The organism is Paenibacillus sp. S28 (assembly GCF_016624415.1).
In the GTDB taxonomy this organism is placed as follows: Bacteria; Bacillota; Bacilli; order Paenibacillales; family Paenibacillaceae; genus Paenibacillus_AQ; species Paenibacillus_AQ favisporus.
On sequence record NZ_JACVTM010000001.1, the window covers coordinates 1,018,503 to 1,043,182 of the forward strand.

Below are 24,680 nucleotides of genomic sequence, written 5' to 3' on the forward strand. Positions count from 1 at the left end.
TTATATGAGACGTACAACAGAAACATATGAGTGCATGAACGAAATCTAAATGGCCTATTTGCGTACCTGACGCGTAAATAAGACACCTATTATGGTGTCTCGTGATATTCGGTAGCCATATATTGCTATGGAGTGAAAGACTCCTTTCTCACCCAAGCTCCACCCTCATCCGTACTCCGGTAAAACATCGTAGCGTAGCGGAGTGCTCCGCGTGCCGCTTCTTCAACAGATGAATATCTATTTTCCGATGGTTTGTGAGGATCGGTTTTGTCCGCGTCTTTATAGTAATGGCTTAGCTCATAAAAATAATGGCCGTTCTGATTTCTGAGAATATCGATTTCAATTTCTTTACCATCGATGATAACCTTCAGTGTTCGGAAAATCTCGTGAACGGCTTGAATATCGGCGTGAAGATTTTTGAGTTCAGACAAATTTAACATCATCAGTATCCTCCCAATAGCTTCCTTTACCAAAGTAATCTTTACATACGCTGTTGAGTGACTGCAGCATATCGATCATTCCTTTTAAATCACAGGTATGGAAGGTATCATTGATTTCACGGTTTTCCTCCGTAATTGAATATACATGGATCTCAGCGCAGCCATCCCATCTAATATTTACATCAAAACGCTTATCTTCTGTTTCGAGTTCTAGCGCTGCAATTCCGCCGTTTTCATCTCTTTTATGTTCGGTCTTTATAATCCACATTCTAATACACCACCTTGCGCTTATATTACCCAAAAGCTGAAAATTTATTGCTATCATAACAGGATTTGGAATCCATTTTGCATGAAATAAGGAGAAATACCGTTCTTGTGATATAACTCCTTTGGTTACTGTTTTATTCGGTTTCTATATCAGGTATATCATCAAAGACGTTCGACTTCGGCACTTGGGTCATATTTTCTTTTTGCTGAACCCAATACCCGATATTGTGGTACCAATCCTGAAAAGAGTCGTCCAATTGCTGTTCCCGATTGCGGTCCTCATTAACGTCGGAATCAACTTCCGTCTCCTCCCCAAGAACCCCATAAGTATCCTTATTAACCGAGTATTTCCGATCTTCGGTATCATTAAATGTATCCATGTAGATTTAACCTCCTATAGTCTCATGCCCTTTACTCATTTATTTAATTTGCATGCTCAAGGAAAGATTTATACAATCATATTGATTCTTCGCAAGCAGGCATCGGATTTTTGATTTGGGATCTGCTGGGAGTGATAGATGAATAAACGGACGAATTCTGCTGCGGCGCCCTGGCATCCTCATCCGAATATTAGATGAGCTGGGACATCGAGGTGTTTTTATTAAGTGTCCCAAATCACTAAGTATCTGCAGAAAGAGATTCCATGCGCTCGTCACCCAATTACTCCATCGTTTGATCCATCATCTCCATAGAATTAAACAAAGAGACTGTCATGGTGACAGCCTCATGGTTATGTTTATTTAAAAACTTTTATACGTTCTTGTACCGGATTAAATTTCTTGTCACCTGCTGCGGCAGACGGTTTACCGAACGGCATTTGGGCGATCAGTTTCCAACTTTCCGGCAACTCCCATTCTGCATTTACCCGTTCATCAATTAATGGATTGTAGTGCTGCAAGTTTACACCCAGCCCCTCTGCCTCCAACGCCATCCAGATCACCAATTGGTGCATTCCATTGGTTTGCTGTGACCAAATCGGGAAGTGTTCTTGGTAAGAGGGATATTGTTTCATAAAATTATTAATAATTGACTGATCTTCAAAGAAAAGGACTGTACCATATCCTTTCCGAAATCCGTTCATTTTTTCCTGAATAGAAGCAAATTGTTCGGCAGGAACGTATGCTTTGAGAACTTCGGACGTAATATCCCATAACTTGTCATGTTGTTCTCCCAAGAGAAGAACAATACGCGTAGTTTGGTTGTTAAACGCCGATGGTGTATGTTTGACGGTTTCTTCGATTATTTCTTGGATACTTTGATCCGAAATGGGCGATTCTTTGCTAATTCCATAAACGGAGCGCCGTTCGCGTAGTGCAGTCAATAAATCTTTCTCCAAGGTTTTCATGATACCTCTCCTTATCTTATTTTTCCTTTTTTCATCGATTGCATCGGTGACAATTTCTGAAGTGGAAGAGTTGAGCCAGAAAGTATCGATTGAAGTGAATTCGTATATTTGATAAAGTTGGACAAAAAACAGAAGCCCATGAGGATGTTCACCCCCGAAGGATCCAACAACAATTACCAAATTGAATGAAACGAAACTGCTCAACGAACCAATTTGGCAATTGATACTCCCCTGTGACCATGAAGCCCATTTCCTTATGACTCATTCACGAACACGGATGACCGTCTTTCCCTTGACCCGCTCGGTTGCGTTAAAAGCGGCGACGGCATCGTGAAGAGTGGCGATTTGGCCGATGTTCGTCCGCAACCTTCCGTCACGCACTCGCTGGGCGATCTCACTCAGTTGGGCGCGATCGGACACGACAACGAAGTCAACGGCCAGGCCGTTGGCTGGCCGCGCCTCAGGCGGTCCGGCGATGGTCACCAGCATTCCTCCAGCTCGGACCAGACTCGCGGACCGCTTCCCGATGTCACCGCCGAAGACATCGAAAACTAGATCGACACCGCCGACATCTTCCAGTGAGTCGTTCTCAAGGTCTACGAACTCCTGAACACCGAAGTCGAGCGCCATCTGGCGGTGGGCAGCGCGTCCGGTGCCGATGACGTAGGCGCCGGCCTGGCGTGCGAGTTGTACTGCCATCGAGCCGACTGCGCCTGCAGCACCGTGCACAAGGACGCTCTGCCCCGCCCGGAGGTGACCATGTTCGAACAGACCTTGCCAGGCGGTCAGGCCCGTCATTGCGACGCCAGCGCCCACGGTGAAGTCAACATCGTTCGGCAACGGCGCGAGGTTACGTGCCTCAACAACTACATACTCTGCGAGGCTGCCGTCGCGAGTCCAGTCAGTGAGGCCGAATACGCGCTGTCCCACCGACAAGCCGGTTGTGCCATAGCTGAGGGCGGTGACCACTCCGGCCACCTCGTGGCCGGGGATCGACGGCGTCCGGTCCCGCCCGATACGATCGGTCCAGGTCGAGGGCCACGTCAGCTCATCCCAGGTGAATCCCGATGCATGAACCTGAACGACGACATCGCCGTAGCTCGCGCCCGAGAGGCTGGCGAGCCTCGCCGCGTCCGGTTTCGGCCGCTCCACCAGCTTCATCCCGGACATTCCCGCAGCCTCGTCCGTCACCACAATCGCTTTCATTTTCTCTAAGATTTCCATGATACCTCTCCTTACATTTTTCGTTTTTCAATGTTTCAAGTTCCTATGCTTGCGAGACACATTTCATTTTAATCACTACACAAAAAAAGTTATGTAAAGTAAACTACATACTTGAATCGATCCACATGATCTTATAACGTTAAAATAATAAAATCACAGTTCTTGAAAGCACCGGAGAGATTAGCGATGATCCCCCGCGTTGGATTATATTTATTTGTCCTTTGCCAGCATAAGCATATTTTATACAGGGAGTCATATCGATAACCGTTCCTCATGTTCCTGTTCCAAATCCTTTTTCTCTATGCTCTATCAAATATTCTTTTCGTAAGTTTCATTAAAAAGACGGTAAGAAAAAAAAGCCGCCAAATTAGGACGGCAAGGAAAAGGTCACTTTAACTCAATCTTTTGGAGCAGATATTGGCAAAAGTGTTTTTTTACCCTTTTTAGTTTAGAATATCCGATTGATATTATGCATGTAGAAGGCTTACTTTTTAAATCGTTCGATCCATCTAGGCACAAATATCAATTCCAAGATATTTATCACCACAAATACCAGATAAAAAAGTTCACCCGTTAATGAAAAAGCTAAAGCCGAGATAATTGCGCCAATCCAGACGAGTCTTTTATATATGTTTATTGTCTTTACCATAAAAAATTACCTTATGTTTATTTTCACATAGTTGCCCCTTTATTCTGGATTATCCAGATTGATTTTATACATGTTTTAGGCATACTCAACATCGACGGCCTGAACTAAAGATATCCCAAATGAAATCATCTTCTTCGCTCCTTACCTCGGTACATCTCATGCCATGGCCTTGAAAGCATTTCTGATTCCCTCTTAAAGGCGGTCCCTGATTACTCAAGTTGCTCAATCCTTTGACCGAGCTTGATCTGCGTTTATATGGTGAATTGACCTTAAACTGCAGAGATGCCTTTGGAAATGTGTAAACCGGCAGAACAATGTAAAGTAGATTACTTACAGCGATTCAGCCGGATGTTAATATGCAAGAAACAGGCAGCCATGAAAAAATAATAATCGCGTTTTACCACTGTCATCATGATAACGTATGCGATAAATCTGCCTGATCCTCAAGACTCCAGAATAGCTGTGGGAGCTATGGTGGCCGGGTTAGACGAAATATTTTAATCTTGAGGGCTTATAATAGTAACACCGAAATCACCGAAGATGATCTTATGCTGGAACAATACAGGTATGATTTAAACGCAAAAATGACTATTCCGAAGGAAAATGTCAATCTGAGCTGTTTCATGTGGAATACGCAAGGAATAAAACTTATCCCTTTTGCCATGCCTTAGGAGATGTCGAATTCCTGAGCGCGTTTGCTTGGTTGTGTCTTCGCCGATTCGGAAGCCGATTTCAGGTATGCTCTAGGAAAACATTGCGCGACTTGGTTTTGGGATAACCGACTGCAGCATTTAAAACTTTACGAAACAGCCATTCGGATTCATACCAATTAGTCAAGTATCCGTATCCCGCAGGCTAATACAATTTGGAGGAACGATATTCAATGAACAAGCTCTGGTATTTATCTCAAATCAGCATTTTTGAAGAAATGTCCCGAGAAGAGATAAGAGACATCGATCAGTTAGATACCATCCATCATTTCAATTGGATTACAAAAAATACATTGGTCCAAACCCCGGACTCCACGCTCGAGGGCTTCTATTTCGTCAAGGAGGGAAAGCTTAGACTTTATAAACTGAACGACAGCGGAAAACAGTTTACGCTTGGCATTCTCACAAGAGGAAATATATTCGGAGAGTTAGATTCATTCTCTTTCGGTACCAGGAAGGTTTATATTGAAACGATGGAATCGTCGCTTCTTTGCTCCATGTCCGAGCCTCATTTCGAACGGCTTATGATCAATCGGCCTCAGCTCGCGCTCAAATTTCTTAAAGCACTCAGTGACCGGTTAAAAGAGCGGGAGGATCAATTGGAACAGCTTGCGCTTCATGGTCTTAGAAAGCGCGTCCTTCATCTCCTTTCCACATTGAGCGCCAAATTCGGCGTCATTCAAGATGGATATGCCCAGATTGATCTACCTCTTTCACATCAAGAGATTGCCAATATGCTTGGTGCTAGCCGCGAAGCGGTCAGTGGCGTGATGAGTGAGCTTGCTAAGGATGGCGTCGTTAAGACATCTCGCCTGTCTGTTCAACTTGCTGTCACTATGCTTGAAGAAAATAATCCTATAAACCCTAAACAATGATAGCAAAGACCACCGGGTTTTGGATTTACCCCTGTCAAGTAGACAGTTATAAAAAGGACCTAGGCAACCTTAGTTCGGTACTCAATCGGGCTAAGGTTGTTTTTTGGGAATCGGTGATGATTATAGAGGCGAAGATTATTAAACAGAAATATAACATTGAATTTCATCTACGAGTTGCTTTTGGTTTGTGTAGTGATGTATCCGCAAGGATTCCCTCTTGAAATGGCTAAAAAAACTATCCATACATGCGTTAACGAACAAGGACCTTTGCGATTTGGTCACCATCCAGTACTCGCAAAAAAACAATTGTCTCAATGATATCTCCTAAATGATATCTCCAAATTGGCATTTCGCCCCCAACGCTCGGAGACGAATTATGCCGCGCTCGCCGCAGTCGATCTGATGATCAAGGATATCCGTGCGTTTCGCTCAGGCGTCCATCTGCATCTCAAACTAGAATGCAAGTGCCCTAACTGGATTCACCGAAGACTCCCCGAGTATATGAAAAGCAACCTTCCCGGGATATCAGTATTTATCTTGCTCCGCCACCCCATAGACAACTTCAAGACGTTTGTCTTAGCCAGTTTCGTGGCTTGAGAGCCAAACCCAAAAATCCATAGGGATTGTTTATTTCATCGTCCGTTCCATCCGCACAGAATCGATAAAAAACGTTTGGCTTCTTCATCAGACAAGCGGCGGCCGTTGACGCTTTATCCCAACCATCCCATTCTTTAAATCGTTGCTTGCGAAAAATTGATGTACCCCACCGGAATTCCTGCCAATCTGCGAAGCATCGTCAATTGGCCGATATGGCAACAGTGAATCGGAACCTCACTGCACCTAACCAATGACCAAGCAATTTTTCGGCGTTTAAAACCGGAGGTTGAGAATTCTTTTCCATTAATTTATCCCTTCTGAATCAACTTGTTCTCTTCGAGACGCCGTCTTGTGAACTATGTAAACGCACGAACAGGGTATAAGGCCACTGCCGGTGCACCCGCCCAATGGCCGTTGAGCCCAGCTTTTTATACGCGAGATAATGACATCCAATTTAAGGCCTATCACCTGTTCTAAAACATCCAAGGTGGAATTGAGGATCGGATTGTAATTCAGCACAAGCCGGAGTTATGTTCATCATTTTTGAACAATTGTCTCGAGAAGATATAAAAGAGAGTGATGGGGAAATAGATTCGGAGAGTCAATTTCATTCTCTTACGGAATACGAACTTCTTAGCAACACCACTTCTCGGACTCAAATTTCATAACCCATTCGGAGACAGGAAAAACGAGCGATCAATCGGAATCGCTTGTGCTTCATTATCTTAGAAAACGCGTGTTCCATCTTCTTTCAAACTTTGAACCATTCGGCGACATCCAAGATAGATATGCCCTGTTCCTTTTTATATCAAGAGATTAGCCATATGCTTGGTGTTCACAGTGATGAGTAAGCTAATTAAATATGCCTTCAAACGCTACCATTGATAAGAAAAGACCACCTGATTTCCGGTGGTCTTTGGTTTTACTTTAAGGCCATACGTCACGCTTCTAAAGCCATCTATGACCGGGCCTCCCTGATGAAGATGATACGAAGCCTGGTTCACTGTCCCTTGGGCCCTTACGTACGAACACGGATTATCGTATTTCCCTGATCCGCTCGGTTGGGTTGAAAGCAGCGACGGCATGGTCGAGGCTGGCGATTTGGCCGATGTTTGTTCGTAGCCGACCATCCCGGACGCGCTGGACGATCTCACCTAGTTGTTCACGATCGGCCTCGACGACAAAATCAACCGCCAAGCTTTCGGTCGGCTGTACCTCGGGCGGGCCTGCGATGGTCACCAGCATTCCGCCTGTACGAACCAGACCCGCGGACCTCTTCCCGATGTCACCACCTATCACGTCGAAAACCAGATCGACGCCAACGAAGTCTTCCAGTGAATCGTTGTCGAGGTTGACGAACTCATGCGCTCCGAAATCGAGCGCCGTCTGACGATCTGCTGCACGTCCGGTGCCAATGACGTAGGCTCCCGCCTCTCGGGCGAGCTGCGTCACCATCGAATTGACTCCACCGGCCGAGCCATGCACGAAGAGACTCTGCCCCGCCTGGAAGCGGCCGTGCACGAATAGTCCTTGCCACGCAGTCAGACCCGAGATCGGCAAGCTCGCACCTACCGTGAAGTCGATATCGCTTGGCAGCGGTGCAAGATTGCGCGCCTCGACAGACACATATTCCGCTAGGGTGCCGTCGCGAGTCCAGTCCGCGAGCCCAACCTCAATCCACATTAATTGGTATAAATGTGAGAAAAATTATATTTATTTAACCCATTTCACAACATCATCAAAGGGTCTGCGTATTCTTGGTCCCGGCTCTTTTTTGCGATAACCGAAGGCGAGCATGACCGAAATGGTAAAGTGTCCGTCTTCCAGCAGTCCTTCCTCTTCCAATATCCGATTCATTGTCTCAATATCAAAACCTTCGATCGGACATGAGTCAATGCCAATTAATGCTGCAGCCGTCATCATGTTCGCAAGCGGAATGTACGTCTGTTTGATGCCCCAATCCGTAAGAAAACGATCATGATCCAAGAGCTTGAAATCATTTCTCTGGAACTCTTCATAGATTTCAAGATGCCTTGACAGTCGTTCCTTCGGAACGGCTTTGGATTGCTGCTCCAACTGGTAGGCGGAGTCATATCTCATATCTTGTGCGGTCCTGGATAGAATAATGATGAAATGGCTGGCTTCTGGTAATTTGCTAGCCGCTCCATAAGAAACGTCTTTTATTTTGTTCAGAAGCTGTTCATTTTGAACAACTACAAATCTCCACGGCTCAGCGCTAAACGAGCTGGGCGAAAGCCGGCCCGTTTCCAGAATAAATCTAAAGTCCTCGTCAGAAATGGTTTTGTTAGGATCGAATTCTTTGGTTGCATGCCGAAAATGATGAGCTGCCAAAATTTCTTCCTTTGTTATTGTCATGATATCCTCCCTAAAACTAGTAAATTCATGGTGGGTCCATGTACAGCAGGATCCGTTTTTTCAAATCGATCCACACGCTATCAACAGTGTTACAGTACGAAAAGATAAAAAATCGTTAGAGCTTTCTTAGTTCTCGCAAAATTTCCTCCGGACTTTGACGCTGCATGAAATTCGGATTGACATAAGCGGAGCGGATATTAGCGCTCTCATCGATCATGAATGTAGCTGGAACCGGCAAAACCCATTTCGAGGTATTATTGTACTCTGCAAGATCGAGTCCGGCACCTTCCATGATTTCCTGTACTCCCGACGGAACATCGAAGAGCAAATTGTATTTGGCCGTTACCAAGCCATTCGGATCGCTAAGGACTTGAAATTCCAATCCTTCCTTTTCTTGTAGGGATAACGAATGATCAGGCTTTTGTGGGCTAATCGCGATAAGCTGCGCCCCGATCGCCTGGATTTCCGGTAATATCTGCTGGTAAGCCCTTAATTGCATATTGCAAAAAGGACACCATCCCCCTCGATAGAAGACGAGCACAACTGGCCCTTTCGCGAGCTCTTCAAATAAAATCACATCTTGGCCTAGTGCGTTTTTTAATTTAAAATCTACCGCCTTATCGCCTGGTTGCTTCCCGGAAGCGATCCCCGTTTCCTGAAGCTCCTCGATCATTTGACTCAGTTTAATCTGCGCTTCAATAGGTGTACTTACTTTAAACTGCTGAGCGGCTTCTTCCAGCTGTTCGGTTAAACTTTGGTTGCTCATTGTTCTTAAACCTCCAATATTGATTTGATGGTTTGATTATAAAGGCAGGTTTAAGCTCAGTTCTGTAAAGTAGATTACAGTTCATAGTATCCATATTTTGAACTAATCAATATGGACAAAGTTAGTCGTTGTAAGTATCATTTTCAAAAAAGTGAAGGTATTCCCCATATCCTTCCTTCTTCAAATTCTCTTTTGGAATAAAGCGCAGTGCTGCTGAGTTAATGCAAAAACGCATACCCCCTTTATCCTGCGGTCCATCGTCAAAGACATGGCCCAAATGGGAATCACCTTCATGGCTTCTCACTTCGGTACGGACCATGCCATAGCTTTGATCAAGCTTTTCGGTCAAGTGTGACTCTGCGATCGGTTTGGTAAAGCTGGGCCATCCACAGCCGGAATCATATTTATCCTGCGAACTGAAGAGGGGCTCTCCCGATACAACATCGACATATATCCCTTCTTGTTTATGATCCCAATATTCGTTATTAAATGCCGGCTCTGTGCCGCTATTTTGAGTCACTTCATATTGCATCTGAGTAAGTGTCTTCTTTAATTGATTCGGATCCTTCTTGAGCTTCCAATGCTGTTCAATGAATTGATCCCTGCCGGATCCTTTGCGATACATTTTATAGCGGAACGGATTAGTTCTATGATAGTTCTGATGATAATCCTCTGCTGGATAGAATGTTTGTGCCGGCAAAATATCCGTCACAATCGGTTTATTGAATCGGCCACTCTCAGCAATTTTTCGCTTTGATGCTTCCGCCTTGTTCTTCTGATCCTCATTATGGTAATAAATAGCTGTCCTGTAGGATTCTCCTCTGTCGTTAAACTGCCCACCCGGATCGGTCGGGTCGATTTGTGACCAATAAATGTCCAGTAACTTGTCATAGGGAAACACTTCCGGATTAAACGTAATTTGCACCGCTTCCCTATGTCCGGTAGTCTCGGAGTAAACCTCCTCGTAGGTAGGATTATCCTTATGTCCACCTGTATAGCCGGAAACGACCTTAATAATGCCCGGCATTTCTTCAAACGGCGATACCATACACCAGAAGCACCCGCCAGCAAAAGTAGCCAATTCTTTGTGTTTATCGTTTGTGCTGTTCATTTCAACACCTCATCTCTTCAATATTCAAGATCACGAAAATTTTAGAAAAAACATGCTTCATTACAGTGATTCAGCCGGCCGGACAAACCCTTGGTAAACATTTATGTATTATCCTCATTTCCCCCTGATTTCATGCATTAAAGCAAGGCACGTGATGTCTGTGTCATTAAGGAATCCACACTCTCAACTGCATATAGTAAACTCCCTTTCGTAAAGAGGGTACGACCATGAAATTGATTTGACTTGATATATATTTTGAATTATATTCATGACAAATGCTATCGACGATTAATCATGTCGCCATGTTATTCGATCGCATGCAGTGTTGGTTATCCTGATTCAGTTAGTCTTGAAGTCGGCAAATATTTTATTGAGAACTACCGTAAGATAATCCGAACGAATTGATTAAGCAAATTAATCTTTATGGCAAAGAAATTCCGGAAATAAACACAACCGTTCATAGCGCAATCTCCAGCATTATTCTTAGGGGTTATTCACGATATATTCGAAGTACCGACAAAATCTCTGAGGTCGATGGGGCTATTACTGCCTTTAGAAGTTAACGAACGTTCTTTTTATAATATAAAGAAACTGAAAATTATTACAGCAGACGGTTTAGATGATTGGGGTAGAACACACGATGTAATTACGAAGGAGATGAGTCGTTTTGAAAAATAATTTTATCGAGTACTGTCTAAACAAAAAAGGAGCGATTAAAGATTATCCCTCGGGACCCGATCCAATCGCGATAAAAATTGCAGGTAAAATATTCGCTCTTTTATTTGAGAAAAAAGGGTACTTGGTCCTAAAATGCGACCCCGTAATTGCCGAAAACTTGAGAGAGCAGCATGAAGACGTTAAACCGGGGTACCATATGAACAAACAGCATTGGAATACGATTATTCTCGGGGGTTCTTTGCCAGAGTCGGCTATCTTTGATATGATTGACCATTCCTACGATTTAGTTGTACAAAGCCTTCCAAAGAGCAAACGAGAGTCCATTTAATGATTTTCAAGTAATTCCCGACTCAACCTCAGCTGCTGTGGATTGATCGGCCGGGCCCAAATCCTACCGTGTAAAGTGCTAGTTGCCGGAAAGTGTGTATCGAGGCATAGAGCCACAAGTCATCCAACTTGCAGCTGGGAGTACGTCGGGCATCGTTTCGCAATCCAGATTTGAACGCCTGTGACCACTTTCGCTCCCTCATATCGTTCCTTCTAACGTTAATAGCCCCTTGCACTTAATCACCCTCGCAAGATGCAAAGATAGCCTGTAACGCGACTTACCATGGTTTATTTGGCTCGAATCGACTGTTACTTGTTCATAATGTTGTTCATAATGGTTCCACAGTATCCTTTGTAAAAAGCTCTTTTTATACTTGGGTGGAGTCACAAAAAATATCGACTGATCAAGTACAGTAAGCATTGATCTGTCATTCGTACTATCAGGCCATTGGATAAAAACGGGTAGCGACTAAGGAAACACGTTGTGGTATCTAGTACCGAGTTCAAGTCGCTACTGACGTTACAGCAAACTCATTGAAAAAAGAGGATTCCCTTGAGAAGCACGAAATAAGGGCCTGGCCAATATAACGCGAAACATTCGTTAAGCTCCCATCCCCCCCTGATGAAAGGAACTACAGCAGGTTTTGGTCGAAGTTCTGAAATTACCGCAGAGTGAGAGCCTCACTCTGGTGGTCAAAACAGTCAATCATGTCGACCAGCTGCCCGCCGTACTCGCACATCTCCCAAGCTGTACACTCCAGTTATATTCCCAAATGCGTCATTCTTGAAATCGCGGTTCGTCGTGTCCCTGTCTATGATGAAGCATCTAAACGAAATGGTGTTGTTGAAAAAAATAGAGAGTTAATAGCACCAATTTTTGGTATAAAATCACTTAACAATGTAATGTAGATTACAGATGTTCATTCAGTCAGCATGTTAACTTGTAATAAAAATAGACAAGTACTATTGATCAGTCTATTTTATTTTGTACTGTATGGCAGGACAAAATATCGCTCCATGAATAAAAATGCGGAAGGAGATATGGATGAAGGTACTCGTTTTAGGAGGAACAGCATTTGTCGGTCGCAGGTTAGTTCATTTATTACTCAGCGATGGCCATGATGTGACAATTGCAACAAGAGGTCAGACGCCGGATGATTTTGGCGACGCCGTGACCCGTATAAAGGTGGACCGCACGAATCAGGATGCCATGAAGGAAGCGTTCGGCAATTGTTATTATGATGTCGTCTACGATCAAATCTGCTTTAATCCTAAAGATGCCAAGATTGCCCTGGAAGCGTTTGGCGACCGCATTAAGCGCTATGTACTAACCTCAAGTATGGCGGTTTATAACAGTAAAGATACCGAAATCACCGAAGACGATTTCATACCGGAACAATACAGCTATGATTTAGACGTTCAGAACTATGACTATGCTGAAGGAAAACGCCAAGCCGAAGCCTATTTCTTCCGGAATGCGGTATTTCCCGTCGTTGCCGTTCGCGTTGCCATGGTCGTATCGGGAACCGACGATTATACGGGCCGTTTTGATTATTATGTGAAGCATGTTGCTGAACATAAGTCGATCGGTGTGTTGGAAGTCGAGCACCCTATTACTTATGTGACAGCGTGGGATGCGGCCGAATTTCTTCATTTTATCGGAGCCAAATCCGATATTGTCGGACCAATCAATGCAGCGAATAGAGGTTACCTCAGCATCCAAAAACTCTGTTATGAGATAGGGGACTGCTTGCATACGCCCCCCCTGTTTCATGTAGGCCGGCATGAAGAACAAACCTTATCCCCCTACGCCATGTTCCCTTATACTTGGAAGATATTGAATGCCAGAGCCGCATCTTTAGGATTTGATTTTCCGCCCATTCAAAAATCGATTTCGCTAATGGTCCAGGACTGTGTTTCTAAATGGGAAAGAAGCTTAAAGGATGAACTTGATGCATTTCAGGCTCAAAAACAAATGTCGCCAGATGCCGCGGCGGCATTTGCCAGATTGCTTCAGGACCTTCGAGATCAAGGTGCAGGCAAAGGACCGAATATCGGAGATAAGGCTCCCGATTTTACTCTGGAAGATGCTACGGGCAAACCCGTCACATTATCTGAAGAACTAACCAAGGGCCCCGTCATTGTCGTGTTCTATCGGGGTGAATGGTGTCCGTACTGCAATTTGCAATTGAAGGCCTATGAGCGCATCATCAATGAGATTAAAGCTGCTGGTGCTCAATTGATTGCCATTAGTCCGCAAACACCGGATCATTCGCTTTCCATGAAAGAAAAACATGAACTGAGCTTCCTCGTCCTTAGCGATACAAACAACAAAACAGCGGAGAACTATAATCTTAAATACAGGCTGCCTGACTTTATGCAAGCCATTCAAAAAAGATCTGGTATTGAGCTGCATCAATATAACGGTGACCATACATTTGAGCTTCCTGTCACAGCCACGTATATTATCGATAAAAAAGGAACCGTCAGAGCTGGTGCTTCAGATGTAAACCATAGAACGCGGATGGAACCGTCCGAGGCCTTAAAAATAGTCCGTTCGTTGCAATAATGGCCACTTACGATGGTATAAGGAGGAAAACAATGTCCAAGTTGGCTCATGCTTTTGGTATAAAATTTGAAACATTCGGAATTAACTGCCTGTTTATCGCTTTGGCGATTGTTTACATTTGGATTGGCGGGATGAAATTTACGGCTTACGAGGCGAACGGGATCGCGCCGCTTGTCAGCAACAGTCCGCTCTTGGGGTGGCTTTACGATGTGATGCCGGTCCGTACGTTCTCTTCTCTCCTCGGGGTTCTGGAGATTCTCATCGGTCTTCTCCTGCTCGGCCGTTTTGTGTCCACAAGGCTGTCGGCTGTCGGAGCGGCGCTTTCCTGCATCATGTTTCTGACCACGATCAGCTTCATGTTTTCCACACCCGGCGTTATTGAGCCGAGCCTTGGTTTTCCGGCTCTCTCGGCGTTTCCGGGACAATTTCTCTTGAAGGATCTTGTCCTGCTGGCTGCTTCGGTATTCGCCCTCGGTGAATCGCTGAAGACGGTTCGCAGCGAAACAATTCAATGAATCCCGACCCTAGCAGCAAACGGTCGGTCTTCCGCGGCGTTGAAAGCCGTCGGAGGGGATTGCAGCGCCCGTCTGCTTTGCCAAATCGGCAAGGCAGCGGGCGTTTTTCATTTTTGGGGTCCCTCCTGCCTGAAGCGATTTGCCCCCGGGGACGGTCGTTCAATTTTAACCCCTGTTAACGGAATGTGCTGAGTGCATGACAGCAAGAAAGAGACGGCGGGCCCAGGTTCGACAGGTCAAAGCCTATGTGGAAGAAGCGGACGACGGGTCCGCTTCTTCCGCGTTTACGCACCGCCGCAGCCGGTTGCCGAATACTCGTGACGGATTTTGGGAAAATAACCTTATCTGCTAAGTAATGGGGTGATGGATGTGAAAACGGGCAGGGATCGTGGGAAGGTCCCGTTTGAAGAGGAAGACCATGGTGAGGTCGTACCCGATCTCGCATATAACGAATCGGCATTAAAATCGATATTTCGGGGCTGCTCCGACGTGATCTTCCGCAGCATCCGGCTCGGCGGCGAGACCCGGTGGATCGTCGTTTATATTTCTTCGCTGGTGGACAAAAAGATGCTGGACGAGCATATCCTGAGCCCGCTCATTAAACGCCGTACCAACCCGAACGAAAACGTAAGCGGCAGTATCGAAGCGCTCGACGACCTGTTCATCTCCATCGGCGAAATCACGCTCGCATCCAAAATCTCCGAAATCGTGCGGTATGTACTGAATGGCTATGCCGTCGTTCTGGCGGCGGGAAACAGGCGGGCGATGGCCGTTTCGGTCAGCGGCAAGGCGCAGCGCAGTCTTGAAGAGCCTACCTCCGAACCGGTCATCCGCGGGCCGAAGGACGGATTTATCGAAAATAATTCAACCAATATCGGGCTGATCCGCAGCAGGTTGAAAACGTCCCGCCTGAAAATCGAAACCTTTACGGTCGGTGATCTGACTCAAACCGAGGTTGCACTGACTTATATTGAGGGCGTTTCCGACGCTTCTCTTGTGGAAGAAGTCCGGAAGCGGATCAGCGAAATTCGCATCGACGGTGTGCTCGATTCGAACAATATCGAGGAATTCATCGAGGATACCGCCTTCTCCCCTTTCCCGCAGGTTCAGAGCACGGAGCGGCCGGACGTCGCCGCCGCGGGGCTGCTCGGGGGGAATATCGCCATTCTGGTCGATTCCACGCCCTTCGCGCTCTTGCTTCCGATGACGTTCTGGGCCGGCATGCAGGCAAGCGAGGATTATTATATCCGGTGGCCGATCGCAACTTTCGTCCGGTGGATCCGCTTAATCTTTCTGATGATCGCGATCTTTGCTCCCGCCCTATATGTGGCCGTGACGACCTTTCACCAGGAGATGATTCCTACCAGTCTGCTGCTGAGCATTGCAGGCTCCAGGGAGCCGGTTCCATTTCCGGCGCTTATCGAGGCGTTATTGATGGAAATCATCTTTGAGGCGCTGCGCGAAGCCGGGATTCGGCTGCCCAAACAAATCGGACAGGCGATCAGCATCGTTGGGGCCCTCGTCATCGGTCAAGCGGCCGTGCAAGCAGGCATCATTTCGGCCCCAGTCGTCATTATTGTATCGATCACGGGCATTGCGTCGTTTACGATCCCGCGGTACAGCTTTGCCAACGGGATTCGGCTGCTGCGGTTTCCGATGCTATTCCTGGCGGGGACCTTGGGGTTATATGGAATAGCGCTTGGATTTTTGGGCATTTTGCTGCATGTCTGCACACTGCGGTCGTTCGGCGTTCCTTATTTCGCTCCGGTGGCTCCGCTTTCGCTGCGGCATCTCAAGGACGTAGTGTTACGCGTACCTGTGTGGAACAAAACAAGCAGGCCGCCGGCAGCGGAATCCGAGGAACGAGGAACAAGGTAAAACGGCAGAGGAAGAAAGGAAGAAAGGAAGAAAGCGTCATGATAAGACCGATCATGTGCGTCGTCCTACTAGCCGCCGTGCTGCTGACAACCGGCTGCTGGGACCGTACGGAAATCAATGACCTTGCCTTCGATATGGGCACCGCGTTTGACCTGACGGAGAAGGGGGAACTCCAGGCGTCTATCCAGATCGCGCTTCCCCAACAAGCAGGAATGATTGGAGGAAACAGCCAGAAAGATAAATTTTTTGTTCTGACTGCTTCCGGAAAAAACCACATTGAACTTCAAAAGCAGCTGCAGAAAAAATTGTCCCGGCAGCTGTTCACGTCCCATCGCGGCGTGATTTTTATAAGCGAACGGCTGGCCAGACGGGGCCTTGACGATGTGCTCGATGTCTTCACGCACGATCCCCACAACCGGTTAAGGACTTATATTATGGTTGTAAAGGATCAGGACGCGAAAAACATCGTGCAGGTCCGCTATCCATTCGAAGAGGGGCCGTCCGAAGCGGTAAGGGAAGCGGAGTCTATGGGGGGCCAGCTGTCGGTTACGCTGCGGGACTTCTTTATTGCCGCATCGAGCGAAGGAGCGAGCCCGGTAACGGCAGTCATTCACCCCGAAATACCCGACGGGAAAATCGAAAGGGAAATGTTTCGTTTCACTGGCGCGGCCGTATTCAAGGGGCTTAAATTAGCCGGTTTTTTAAACGAAAAGGAAACGGACGGTCTGCTGTGGCTTACCGGACGAATGGGACATAGCCGAATTACCGCCGCTCTTCCGGAAGGGTACGGCAATGTCGGGATGGTCCTGATCGGCGCCAAGCGAAAGATAACCTTTATGGGAAGCGGCGGCAAAGTCAAATTTAACGTCCTGCTGACAGGTGAAGGGGACCTGTTCGAAAATAATTCGCGGCTTGATGTCAGCAATATGCAGAATCTCCGGATTGCGCAGAAAGCTTTGGAGAAAGAGGTAGAAAAACAAGTGCGAGACTGTTTGTTCAAAATCCAGAAGCAATATAAATCGGATGTCGCCGGATTCGGCGGCGTCCTGTACAGGAGCCACCCACGCAAATGGAAACAGATTAAGAATAAATGGGACAAAGTGTTTCCCGAAGCGGAGATTACAGTTACGGTCAAGCTTAATTTGCGTGATACCGGGGTGGCGGGACCGCCTCTGCAGTTGAAAGAAAAGGAGATCGTCAATTGATACTGCAAATTATCGGATATCTCGTACTGCTCGCAGTCTGGACGTATGTCCGGGTCCATTCCCTCTTGCTCAAGCGGGAGCCTTCGGCGGCCTTCCTGTACGGCATTATCATGTTGATCTGCATCGTGATCGGCTCGCTGTTAATGGCAAGGGTCACAGTGCCGAGCTTTAATGTGCCGGCTGAGGCCGCTTTCAGATGGATTGGCAGGTCGCTGCTAAAGCAGTGAACTAGCCTTTCTTTTGACGGCGTCGATGGCAAGGAGCAGTGACGGCACCAGATTTTGCGTGAGAATCGCCCATATGGGATAGGTGAACGTTTCGAACTGCTGAAACTGCGCCTTGGTTTTGAACGCCCACACCGCGCCGATGATTGACAGCAGCGAAAGCGGGGCGACAAGATTCCGGTAATTGCGGATCCCGAACACATTGGTCAGGCAGAGGGCCAGCAAAAACAGGCATACGGCCACCTTTACGAAAACACCCGATACCCAAATCGCGAAGACAATGGCTTCCAGCCGTTCGAAGGAGCCCTGAATGCCAATATACTGAATCAGAGACAGAAACGAATAAGTCAGCTTACCGGTAATAGGACCAAAAGTCATGACCGTCAGCAAATCGACAATGACGATCAGCCCAACGATACCGAGAAGCGCAAGCATTCCGGCCTTGCGTGCCTCGCGGCGTTGTTTCAGAAACGGAATCAACCATCCGATCAGAAAAACTTGGTTGATGTTTGCCGATAGGGGAAGGGACCCCAGCAGCACCGGCACGAAACCCTCCCCCATCACTGGCATCAGATGCGTCACGTTTGTGTCCTGCAGTGCGAGCATAAAGAGCGGCACCAGAACCATGAAGATGAGCAGCGAGAGAAAGATGTTGCATCTACCGATCACTTCGATTCCCGCATAAACGGCGAGTGCGCTAAGCGCCACGATCGTCAGCCCTCCGACGACGGACGGCGTTCTCGGCAACAGAAATGTATTGATAAACCGCGAGTGTTCATTGATGGAAACTGTGACTAACGAAAACCAGTAATAGAAAAAAAAGAGCCCAAGCCCTTTTCCGAGCCATTTGCCCACGATCTTTTCGCCGTATTCCAGGATCGTAAGACCTGGATAAAGATTTCCAAGCGCCGTCATAACCAAAATATTGGTGACCCCGAGCAAGGCGCCCGGAAATACCGCCAGCCAGGCGTTTTGCCCAGCAAATGCGGCCGTAATTCCGGGTGCGGGAATGACAAGCGCGGGAAACACAAATGTAAACAGCAGCAGGCCAAGCTGGGTTCCGGTGATTTGTTCGGTAACTTTCATTCGGCTCTCCTCGTCAAGGGCAGTGGACTTTGTTTCTAGTTTCTCCTTTATTCTGGAAGGCCATACCACTTGCGAAGAAGCCGCGCTATTGGAAGACCGCCGGACAAGCGGTCTTCACCGAAAAGTGCGAACTGACGATGGTCCTTTAAGGATTCCCTATAATGAAATTGAATTTGTCGAACGCCTAATAACTCTGAATTGATTAAGGAGGACCGCCTAATTGGCGTTTTTTTTGATGATTTTTGTATACGTGGGGTTGTTTCATTAAAAGTATATGAAGAGCTTGGGCTCATCGAATAGTTAAATGAAAATAGTGGATTTTTGGATAGTGGTAAAAAGGCTTCAATGAATTTTTTGCCCCTCCACCGGTTAGATTACATTCGTACTGTTCTATAAAGGGGGTGAAGGAGATGACAGTTTCTTCTCAGGTCAAAACAACACTTGCTTCCCTAAAAAGTGCCCAAGCTAACTTGGAGACTTTTGCTCTTAGCACACAAAACCAGGAAGCGAAAAACTTGTTTACTCAGGCGGCCCAGCAAACTGGCCAGATCGTACAGCAGGTGGAAAGCCGGGTTCAACAGCTAGAAAATGAGGAACCTCAATACAAGGGGTTTTAGGATTGTATTCCTTGTTGCAGTGTAAAATTAAGCTTAGGTGATAGATCATTACCAAACGCGGCCCCCCATCTTGGGGGGATAATTTTATCATTTAAATACTTATATCATCACGCTGACTGATATATGACACCACCTTTGACGCTACTCCACTCCATGGATCCGAACCTAAGACCGTGACTGCAACGGGTAAAAGGTGGTTCGCAGAGGCTTCCGCTGCCTAATAAAACGACAATTCCAAGAATCCCGAAGTGAGAGGTGACCATGATTCCAGGGGCCCTCTCCGATAAATAACTCACTTATTTGGGGTAACAGTCTCAAAAAAATCCCATGAGGTAGACCTTCGTGTCCATCCAACCGCTCGATTCAAAACGCTGAATATCAGTGCCGAAAACCCTCTCAGGTTACTTTTCAGAATAATGTCCTTTAGTTCAATTAGAGTCTTGATTCGCCCCTAATATCCTGGCAACTGTGCGTAGACTGCTTTCAATCCTTTCAGGTACTGCATGAAAAGGATGCTACATTCTTAGCTGCGTTTCATTGATGACGGTAAGGTCAATCGGTCCAAGTCCATCACACTGTTACCCTACCTTCAATCACTAATGTAGCTATAAAAATCATTCCTGGTTAGCTCATTTCAGGCTGATTATACTTGGATTCGACATTACGAAGGCTACCGAAACAGTCGGTAGCCTTCGCTTTATTTTATATTTACTAAACTCATAAGGATGTAACAATTTGCTGCTGCTGCCAGGCTTGCTGCTACGGCTGATGCCGATCCTGAACTTGACCCGCTCACGAAAAGCTTGCCAGGTCCATATGGATTCAATACATATCCGCCCCTGGAACTGTATCCAGCTGGCATCCGATCGGACATAAAATTCGACCACTCGGTCATGTTTGCCTTACCCAGAAGTACCGCGCCTGCAGTGCGGAGCTTTGCAGCTATGAACGAATCTCCAGGAGCAAATGACTCAGCCAACGCGATTGAACCAGCACTCGTGTGCATCCGGTCGTGCGTATTGATGTTATCCTTGAGCAGGATTGGGATTCCGTGCAGCGTCCCCCTACTACCTGTTGTATTTCGCTCAATGGTCAAGGTCCCTTGCTATTTCAAGCGCATCTGGATTGATCTCTAATACGGCATTGATCAGAGGATTATACCTATGAATACGCTCGATATATGCAAGTACGAGAGCTTCGGATGTACACTCACCCGATGACATTGCCTTTTGCATACTGACCAAATCTGCTTCCTGAATCCAATCTTGTAAGTTGATGCTCATATATTAACACACCTCCGAAAATGGAAATTTTTTGGAAAAAGGTAATATGTTATCATGCTACCTTACCATGGGTATAGGTAAAGTTTTGATTAGTTAAGAAAGTATCAGTTGGACATCGCAGTAGAACTTGTTTTTTCCCGAACTTTAATGTTGTAACTAAAGAAATCTGCCCGTTAGCTTAATGAATTTGTGTAGTGAAATGTAGTTTGATGCTTATCTAATCGGTAATCGGATTATGTTCTTGTCCTTTACGGCAATCGGTACAAGTTCTTGTCTTTTCTTCAGGACAAGAACTTGTACTGATAAACAAAAAACCGCTAAAATAGCGGCTTTCATTGGGACCATGTTCTTGTCCCTCGACAGCTAAAATATTTGTTTTGCTTCGATATCAAACAAGGCTTTGCCCGCTCCATTTACCTGCAGCACGCGTTTAAAAGCCTGGTTCTCCGTTAAGATCGCATCCAGGATTGCCCGCCGCTCTGTTAGCGGCCGGCACACATATACATAAGGACCCTTTATGGCCGCTGCATCAATTCCTGGTATTCACCCGGACTCAGTCCGAACTCCTGTTTAAAGATCGAGCAAAAATAAGATATGTTGGACATCCCAATGCTGCCCGCGATTTCGGATACTTTGAGCTTGGTCGTGCGAAGCAGTTCCTCGGCCTTGCTCATCCGGGTATCCACCAAGAATTGGTGAACCGTTCTTCCCGTTATTTTCTTGAACATCGTGTTCAGATGATTCGGAGAGACGAACACTTCGTCCGCCAGAACCGTCAAGCTGAGCTCGCCCGATCCATACCGCTCGTCAATCAGGCGGATGACCTTGTCGACGATATATTTATCTTTGTTGTTCATCTTCTCGTCCAGGAGATGGATGATTTCGCTTACGTAATTCCGCACATAGCCGTGCATGTCCTGAAGGCGGTTCATCGCGAGAAACTGCTGGATACTCCCATTGTTCCCTCCCTGACCGTCTGCAAGCACCGAAAGCTCAATGATGAGCGAGTTCAGCAGCGCCGCGACATGGGCCCCGGTGGCATCCGTAATCAACTTGATCATGGCTTCAAGCTGCGTGTAGACTTCTTCCTTATGCAGCGCGAGCAGGTGAAGCCGGAGCTGCCGGGACATCTCTTGCCAGGCGGCGAGAAATTCCCCTGCCTGTTTGGAGAACCGAATTCTCGCCATCTCTTCCATCTCGGCGGTTATGACGCCGGCATGACCGTAAAACACCCCGTACTTGGCCGCGTTCAAAGCCTGCCGGTAAGACTTTTTCAGCATGTGGAGACTATTTGCCTTATGTCCCATCCCGATCACAGGCATATAGGGCCGCGCGTCGCTCCATTCCTTGATCAGAATCTTCGCGGCTGTCTCCGACGACACCGTGTCAGGTCCGGGGTCCGGCAGGATCACCGCCATTCCGCCAGAAAGCTCGTCGCAGCTTACGATGAAGCACGGGCTGCCGATTAGCCTTCGGACCGTTTCTTCGCGCAGGGTCGAATCCATCGGGGCAATCACCATTGCGTCGTAGAAATTAGCGCGAAGATCTTCCGCTCCGGCGAGAAGGTCATGCTCCTGCTGATCCTGATCAATCCTGTCATGCAGCAGCTCCGAAAGCCGCTTCTCCGCCGCCATTCTCGCTCCGAATTGAAGCTTCTCCTGCAGCCTCACATGATCCTGCCTCCTGCTGCGGATAAGCTCGCATTCCTTCAGGACCCTTGCCATCGCATTCTTCATATCTTCCTCTTCCACTGGCTTGAGCACGTAGTCGTCCACATGCAGGAAGATTGCTTCCCGGGTGTATTCAAATTCATTGTATCCCGTAAGCACGATGAAACGCACATCCGGGAGTTGCTCGCGAATGCGATTAGCCATCTCAAGCCCATTCATTCCCGGCATACGGATATCCGTAATGATGATGTCTGGCCGCAGGGTGAGCGCCTTCTCGACGCCATCCAAGCCGTTGAAAGCAGTGCCGATTATCTCGATCCCCATAGACTTCCAGTCGAGAAAATCGACCAGGCCCTCCCGTTCCCACCTTTCATCTTCTACTATCAGCAAGGTAAACAAGGGTAACTCACTCCTTCGGCAGCGTAATGACAAAGACCGTACCGATTCCCGGGCGACTGAACAATTCAAGCTTGTAGTTGTTGACATAATAACTATTTAATCGTTCGATAATATTTTTAACCGCAAAGCCGCTTCCGCTCGTCCGGCGTACCTGTCCCCTCAACACCGCTCCAATCTGGTCCGGTGTCATGCCGACCCCGTCGTCGATGATGCGAAAGACGATGCTCTCCTCTTGCAAGCCTGCTTCGATAATGACCGTGCCGTGGCAGCATTTTGGCTCGATGCCGTGCGACAATGCGTTCTCCACTAGCGGCTGCAAAATATTTTTCGGGACCATATAAGGAAGAACACGATCGTCGATGCGGAACTCCGCATCAAACATATTCTCGAAGCGGAACTTCTGAATCTCCAGGTAAGCCTTGACCATCTCGATTTCATCCCTAACGAGTATAGCAGACTTGCCCTTGTTCAATACCAAACGGTAAAATTTGGCCAGCGAATTGGACAGATGTGCGATCTCGGACGAATGCACTTTGCGGGCCACCCAGGAAATTGTCGCTAAGGTATTGTAGAGAAAATGCGGATTGATCTGCGATTCGAGCACCCGTAGCTCCGCTTCTTTCTCCATAATGCTGCTTTTGTAGACCGTCTCGACCAGATCGTGAATGCGAGCTGTCATCAGATTAAAGCTTACCGCCATCTGGCTGAACTCATCATTCGCTACGACGGGGACCGATACGTTCAGCGATCCTTCCCGTACTTGCTTCATCGCTTTTACGAGCACTTTCATCCGACGCAGAAGCGCATGGGTAATAAAGATGACGACGCCGCTGAGCAGGATAAGCGAAGATACGAGGATTACGATGATCCATTTCAGCGAAAGCCTCATACTCTCGATGAATGGACTGACGGGAAAAACGCCTGTAATGTAAAGTTCCGTCCCGCCGAGCGGGACGGAAATCACAATCGATCGTACTCCCTTTATGTCCATGATTTTGTTGATCTCGGTGCCTTGCGCAGGTATCGGCAGTCCGAGCGACTTGGCGGATTCGCCTGCCAGTTGAGGCACGTTATTAGATACGATCTCACCTCGGCGGTCAACGACGAAGATGCTCCCGAAATGTTCGCTTTGCGGATTCTTTAGTCCATCGAACAGAACTTCGCGATCGACCTCGATCTCTAGGACTCCAGCCAACGCCGTACTTTTGGACGAATCGATTTTTCGGTCGTAAGTGAATACCTTCTTTTGGGCGCTAGGATCGAAAGTGCCGATAAAGCTTTTCTCCGTATGAAGCCCCTGCCAATCACCCACCACCGTTGAATGGATGTACGAAGCATACCAAGGGTCTGACTGCACACGCTTCAGATGCAAGAAACTATCGTTCATCTCCGGGATCTCGTTATTGGTCATGAAGATCCGCATTGCGTGTATATAGGTGTTCTGCTGCATCAGATTACCCAAAATCGGCGCGATGTTGTATCGGTAATCGATCAATTGGAAGGGATCGCCCGAGAAAGCAGTCCCGAGGAAATTTTGAATTTTCGGATCAAAGGCAATGATTTGAGACAGGTTCTGAACCATGTCCGTTTTTTGATTCATGCTGTTCCTCATTTGCAGCACGTTCTGCATCATGAGAATTTGCCCCTGTGCGATAGCTGCATGAGAGGACTGGTAATACAGAATATAGCCCATGAACGACATCGATACTGTCAGGATGGATATAAAAGTGAGTACGAATTTGGTAGTGACACCCAAACGTTTCAGTTGAGCCATGCAGACACACCTCATGCTTGTTCAGATGAGCCTAAATTATATCATGATTAATCGTTTTTATCTTTAATCTAAAAGCTTCCCGCACCCAATCAATG

21 protein-coding genes and 1 pseudogene are annotated in these 24,680 nt (G+C 47.0%); 9 read left to right on the forward strand and 13 right to left on the reverse strand.

Annotated elements, in window-relative coordinates; translation table 11 throughout:
- Positions 1-125: 125 nt before the first annotated feature.
- The 5 genes from IAE55_RS04265 to IAE55_RS04285 form a co-directional block, all read right to left on the reverse strand.
- On the reverse strand, positions 126-443 hold the full coding sequence (locus tag IAE55_RS04265) for a hypothetical protein (RefSeq protein WP_234489269.1): 318 nt from the start codon (positions 441-443) through the stop codon (positions 126-128).
- The gene (locus IAE55_RS04270) at positions 424-708 is read right to left on the reverse strand and encodes a hypothetical protein (RefSeq protein WP_200631030.1); all 285 of its coding nucleotides are present in this window, start codon (positions 706-708) and stop codon (positions 424-426) included. Before IAE55_RS04270 ends, IAE55_RS04265 begins: the two co-directional genes overlap by 20 nt.
- Before the next feature lie 133 nt (positions 709-841).
- A complete protein-coding gene (locus IAE55_RS04275) occupies positions 842-1,087 on the reverse strand; it encodes a hypothetical protein (protein ID WP_200631032.1) in 246 nt (81 codons plus the stop codon).
- 356 nt (positions 1,088-1,443) lie between these two features.
- Positions 1,444-2,043, reverse strand: a complete 600-nt coding sequence (locus tag IAE55_RS04280) for a nitroreductase family protein (protein ID WP_186382112.1) — start codon at positions 2,041-2,043, stop codon at positions 1,444-1,446.
- Positions 2,044-2,313: 270 nt separating this feature from the next.
- On the reverse strand, positions 2,314-3,276 hold the full coding sequence (locus IAE55_RS04285; protein ID WP_200631034.1) for an NADP-dependent oxidoreductase: 963 nt from the start codon (positions 3,274-3,276) through the stop codon (positions 2,314-2,316).
- Between the two features lie 1,532 nt (positions 3,277-4,808).
- Between IAE55_RS04285 and IAE55_RS04290 the strand changes: the two genes are divergently transcribed.
- On the forward strand, positions 4,809-5,510 hold the full coding sequence (locus tag IAE55_RS04290; protein ID WP_145164442.1) for a Crp/Fnr family transcriptional regulator: 702 nt from the start codon (positions 4,809-4,811) through the stop codon (positions 5,508-5,510).
- 1,632 nt (positions 5,511-7,142) lie between these two features.
- On the opposite strand, the gene IAE55_RS04295 is transcribed toward IAE55_RS04290, so the two are convergent.
- The 4 genes from IAE55_RS04295 to msrB form a co-directional block, all read right to left on the reverse strand.
- On the reverse strand, positions 7,143-7,733 hold the full coding sequence (locus IAE55_RS04295) for an NADP-dependent oxidoreductase (protein WP_200631036.1): 591 nt from the start codon (positions 7,731-7,733) through the stop codon (positions 7,143-7,145).
- Between the two features lie 87 nt (positions 7,734-7,820).
- The gene (locus IAE55_RS04300; RefSeq protein WP_145164444.1) at positions 7,821-8,483 is read right to left on the reverse strand and encodes an NAD(P)H-dependent oxidoreductase; all 663 of its coding nucleotides are present in this window, start codon (positions 8,481-8,483) and stop codon (positions 7,821-7,823) included.
- A 115-nt stretch (positions 8,484-8,598) separates the two neighbouring features.
- Positions 8,599-9,249 carry a peroxiredoxin-like family protein gene (locus IAE55_RS04305; protein ID WP_145164446.1) on the reverse strand — a complete coding sequence of 217 codons (651 nt, stop codon included), beginning with the start codon at positions 9,247-9,249 and terminating at the stop codon, positions 8,599-8,601.
- Between the two features lie 121 nt (positions 9,250-9,370).
- On the reverse strand, positions 9,371-10,360 hold the full coding sequence (gene msrB, locus IAE55_RS04310) for a peptide-methionine (R)-S-oxide reductase MsrB (RefSeq protein ID WP_200631039.1): 990 nt from the start codon (positions 10,358-10,360) through the stop codon (positions 9,371-9,373).
- 667 nt (positions 10,361-11,027) lie between these two features.
- On the opposite strand from msrB, the gene IAE55_RS04315 reads away from it, so the two are divergent.
- The 7 genes from IAE55_RS04315 to IAE55_RS04345 all read left to right on the forward strand — a co-directional run bounded on the left by IAE55_RS04315 (position 11,028) and on the right by IAE55_RS04345 (position 17,759).
- The gene (locus tag IAE55_RS04315; protein ID WP_145164451.1) at positions 11,028-11,366 is read left to right on the forward strand and encodes an MmcQ/YjbR family DNA-binding protein; all 339 of its coding nucleotides are present in this window, start codon (positions 11,028-11,030) and stop codon (positions 11,364-11,366) included.
- A gap of 1,044 nt (positions 11,367-12,410) precedes the next feature.
- Positions 12,411-13,934 carry a redoxin domain-containing protein gene (locus IAE55_RS04320; protein WP_186382107.1) on the forward strand — a complete coding sequence of 508 codons (1,524 nt, stop codon included), beginning with the start codon at positions 12,411-12,413 and terminating at the stop codon, positions 13,932-13,934.
- A gap of 32 nt (positions 13,935-13,966) precedes the next feature.
- On the forward strand, positions 13,967-14,449 hold the full coding sequence (locus IAE55_RS04325) for a YkgB family protein (RefSeq protein ID WP_200631047.1): 483 nt from the start codon (positions 13,967-13,969) through the stop codon (positions 14,447-14,449).
- 196 nt (positions 14,450-14,645) lie between these two features.
- Positions 14,646-14,801 carry a hypothetical protein gene (locus IAE55_RS04330; RefSeq protein WP_186382108.1) on the forward strand — a complete coding sequence of 52 codons (156 nt, stop codon included), beginning with the start codon at positions 14,646-14,648 and terminating at the stop codon, positions 14,799-14,801.
- Positions 14,802-14,818: 17 nt separating this feature from the next.
- Positions 14,819-16,327: a spore germination protein gene (locus tag IAE55_RS04335; protein WP_325168598.1), complete on the forward strand. Its 1,509-nt coding sequence runs from the start codon at positions 14,819-14,821 to the stop codon at positions 16,325-16,327.
- A gap of 38 nt (positions 16,328-16,365) precedes the next feature.
- Positions 16,366-17,532 carry a Ger(x)C family spore germination protein gene (locus tag IAE55_RS04340; RefSeq protein WP_200631057.1) on the forward strand — a complete coding sequence of 389 codons (1,167 nt, stop codon included), beginning with the start codon at positions 16,366-16,368 and terminating at the stop codon, positions 17,530-17,532.
- On the forward strand, positions 17,529-17,759 hold the full coding sequence (locus tag IAE55_RS04345; protein ID WP_105446258.1) for a hypothetical protein: 231 nt from the start codon (positions 17,529-17,531) through the stop codon (positions 17,757-17,759). The genes IAE55_RS04340 and IAE55_RS04345 overlap by 4 nt, the downstream gene beginning before the upstream one ends.
- Here IAE55_RS04345 and IAE55_RS04350 read toward each other — a convergent pair.
- A complete protein-coding gene (locus IAE55_RS04350; protein ID WP_200631058.1) occupies positions 17,748-18,842 on the reverse strand; it encodes a GerAB/ArcD/ProY family transporter in 1,095 nt (364 codons plus the stop codon). The two genes, IAE55_RS04345 and IAE55_RS04350, sit on opposite strands and share 12 nt — an antisense overlap.
- 410 nt (positions 18,843-19,252) lie before the next feature.
- On the opposite strand from IAE55_RS04350, the gene IAE55_RS04355 reads away from it, so the two are divergent.
- On the forward strand, positions 19,253-19,459 hold the full coding sequence (locus IAE55_RS04355; RefSeq protein WP_105446200.1) for a DUF1657 domain-containing protein: 207 nt from the start codon (positions 19,253-19,255) through the stop codon (positions 19,457-19,459).
- Between the two features lie 736 nt (positions 19,460-20,195).
- Here the strand turns inward: IAE55_RS04355 and IAE55_RS04360 are convergent.
- The 3 genes and pseudogenes from IAE55_RS04360 to IAE55_RS04370 form a co-directional block, all read right to left on the reverse strand.
- A pseudogene (locus IAE55_RS04360) lies at positions 20,196-20,742 on the reverse strand (amidase family protein); the annotation flags it as partial.
- A gap of 515 nt (positions 20,743-21,257) precedes the next feature.
- A complete protein-coding gene (locus tag IAE55_RS04365) occupies positions 21,258-22,811 on the reverse strand; it encodes a response regulator (RefSeq protein ID WP_186382109.1) in 1,554 nt (517 codons plus the stop codon).
- Between the two features lie 7 nt (positions 22,812-22,818).
- Complete coding sequence (locus tag IAE55_RS04370; protein WP_200631060.1) at positions 22,819-24,585, reverse strand: cache domain-containing sensor histidine kinase; 1,767 nt, start codon at positions 24,583-24,585, stop codon at positions 22,819-22,821.
- Positions 24,586-24,680 lie beyond the last annotated feature (95 nt).

Excerpts from the sequence above, each read along its gene's own strand:
- IAE55_RS04265 (WP_234489269.1), bottom strand. The coding sequence starts at position 443 with ATGATGTTAAATTTGTCTGAACTCAAAAATCTTCACGCCGATATTCAA.
- IAE55_RS04270 (WP_200631030.1), bottom strand. The coding sequence starts at position 708 with ATGTGGATTATAAAGACCGAACATAAAAGAGATGAAAACGGCGGAATT.
- IAE55_RS04275 (WP_200631032.1), bottom strand. The coding sequence starts at position 1,087 with ATGGATACATTTAATGATACCGAAGATCGGAAATACTCGGTTAATAAG.
- IAE55_RS04285 (WP_200631034.1), bottom strand. The coding sequence starts at position 3,276 with ATGGAAATCTTAGAGAAAATGAAAGCGATTGTGGTGACGGACGAGGCT.
- IAE55_RS04290 (WP_145164442.1), top strand. The coding sequence starts at position 4,809 with ATGAACAAGCTCTGGTATTTATCTCAAATCAGCATTTTTGAAGAAATG.
- IAE55_RS04300 (WP_145164444.1), bottom strand. The coding sequence starts at position 8,483 with ATGACAATAACAAAGGAAGAAATTTTGGCAGCTCATCATTTTCGGCAT.
- IAE55_RS04305 (WP_145164446.1), bottom strand. The coding sequence starts at position 9,249 with ATGAGCAACCAAAGTTTAACCGAACAGCTGGAAGAAGCCGCTCAGCAG.
- msrB (WP_200631039.1), bottom strand. The coding sequence starts at position 10,360 with ATGAACAGCACAAACGATAAACACAAAGAATTGGCTACTTTTGCTGGC.
- IAE55_RS04320 (WP_186382107.1), top strand. The coding sequence starts at position 12,411 with ATGAAGGTACTCGTTTTAGGAGGAACAGCATTTGTCGGTCGCAGGTTA.
- IAE55_RS04325 (WP_200631047.1), top strand. The coding sequence starts at position 13,967 with ATGTCCAAGTTGGCTCATGCTTTTGGTATAAAATTTGAAACATTCGGA.
- IAE55_RS04330 (WP_186382108.1), top strand. The coding sequence starts at position 14,646 with ATGACAGCAAGAAAGAGACGGCGGGCCCAGGTTCGACAGGTCAAAGCC.
- IAE55_RS04340 (WP_200631057.1), top strand. The coding sequence starts at position 16,366 with ATGATAAGACCGATCATGTGCGTCGTCCTACTAGCCGCCGTGCTGCTG.
- IAE55_RS04350 (WP_200631058.1), bottom strand. The coding sequence starts at position 18,842 with ATGAAAGTTACCGAACAAATCACCGGAACCCAGCTTGGCCTGCTGCTG.
- IAE55_RS04355 (WP_105446200.1), top strand. The coding sequence starts at position 19,253 with ATGACAGTTTCTTCTCAGGTCAAAACAACACTTGCTTCCCTAAAAAGT.
- IAE55_RS04370 (WP_200631060.1), bottom strand. The coding sequence starts at position 24,585 with ATGGCTCAACTGAAACGTTTGGGTGTCACTACCAAATTCGTACTCACT.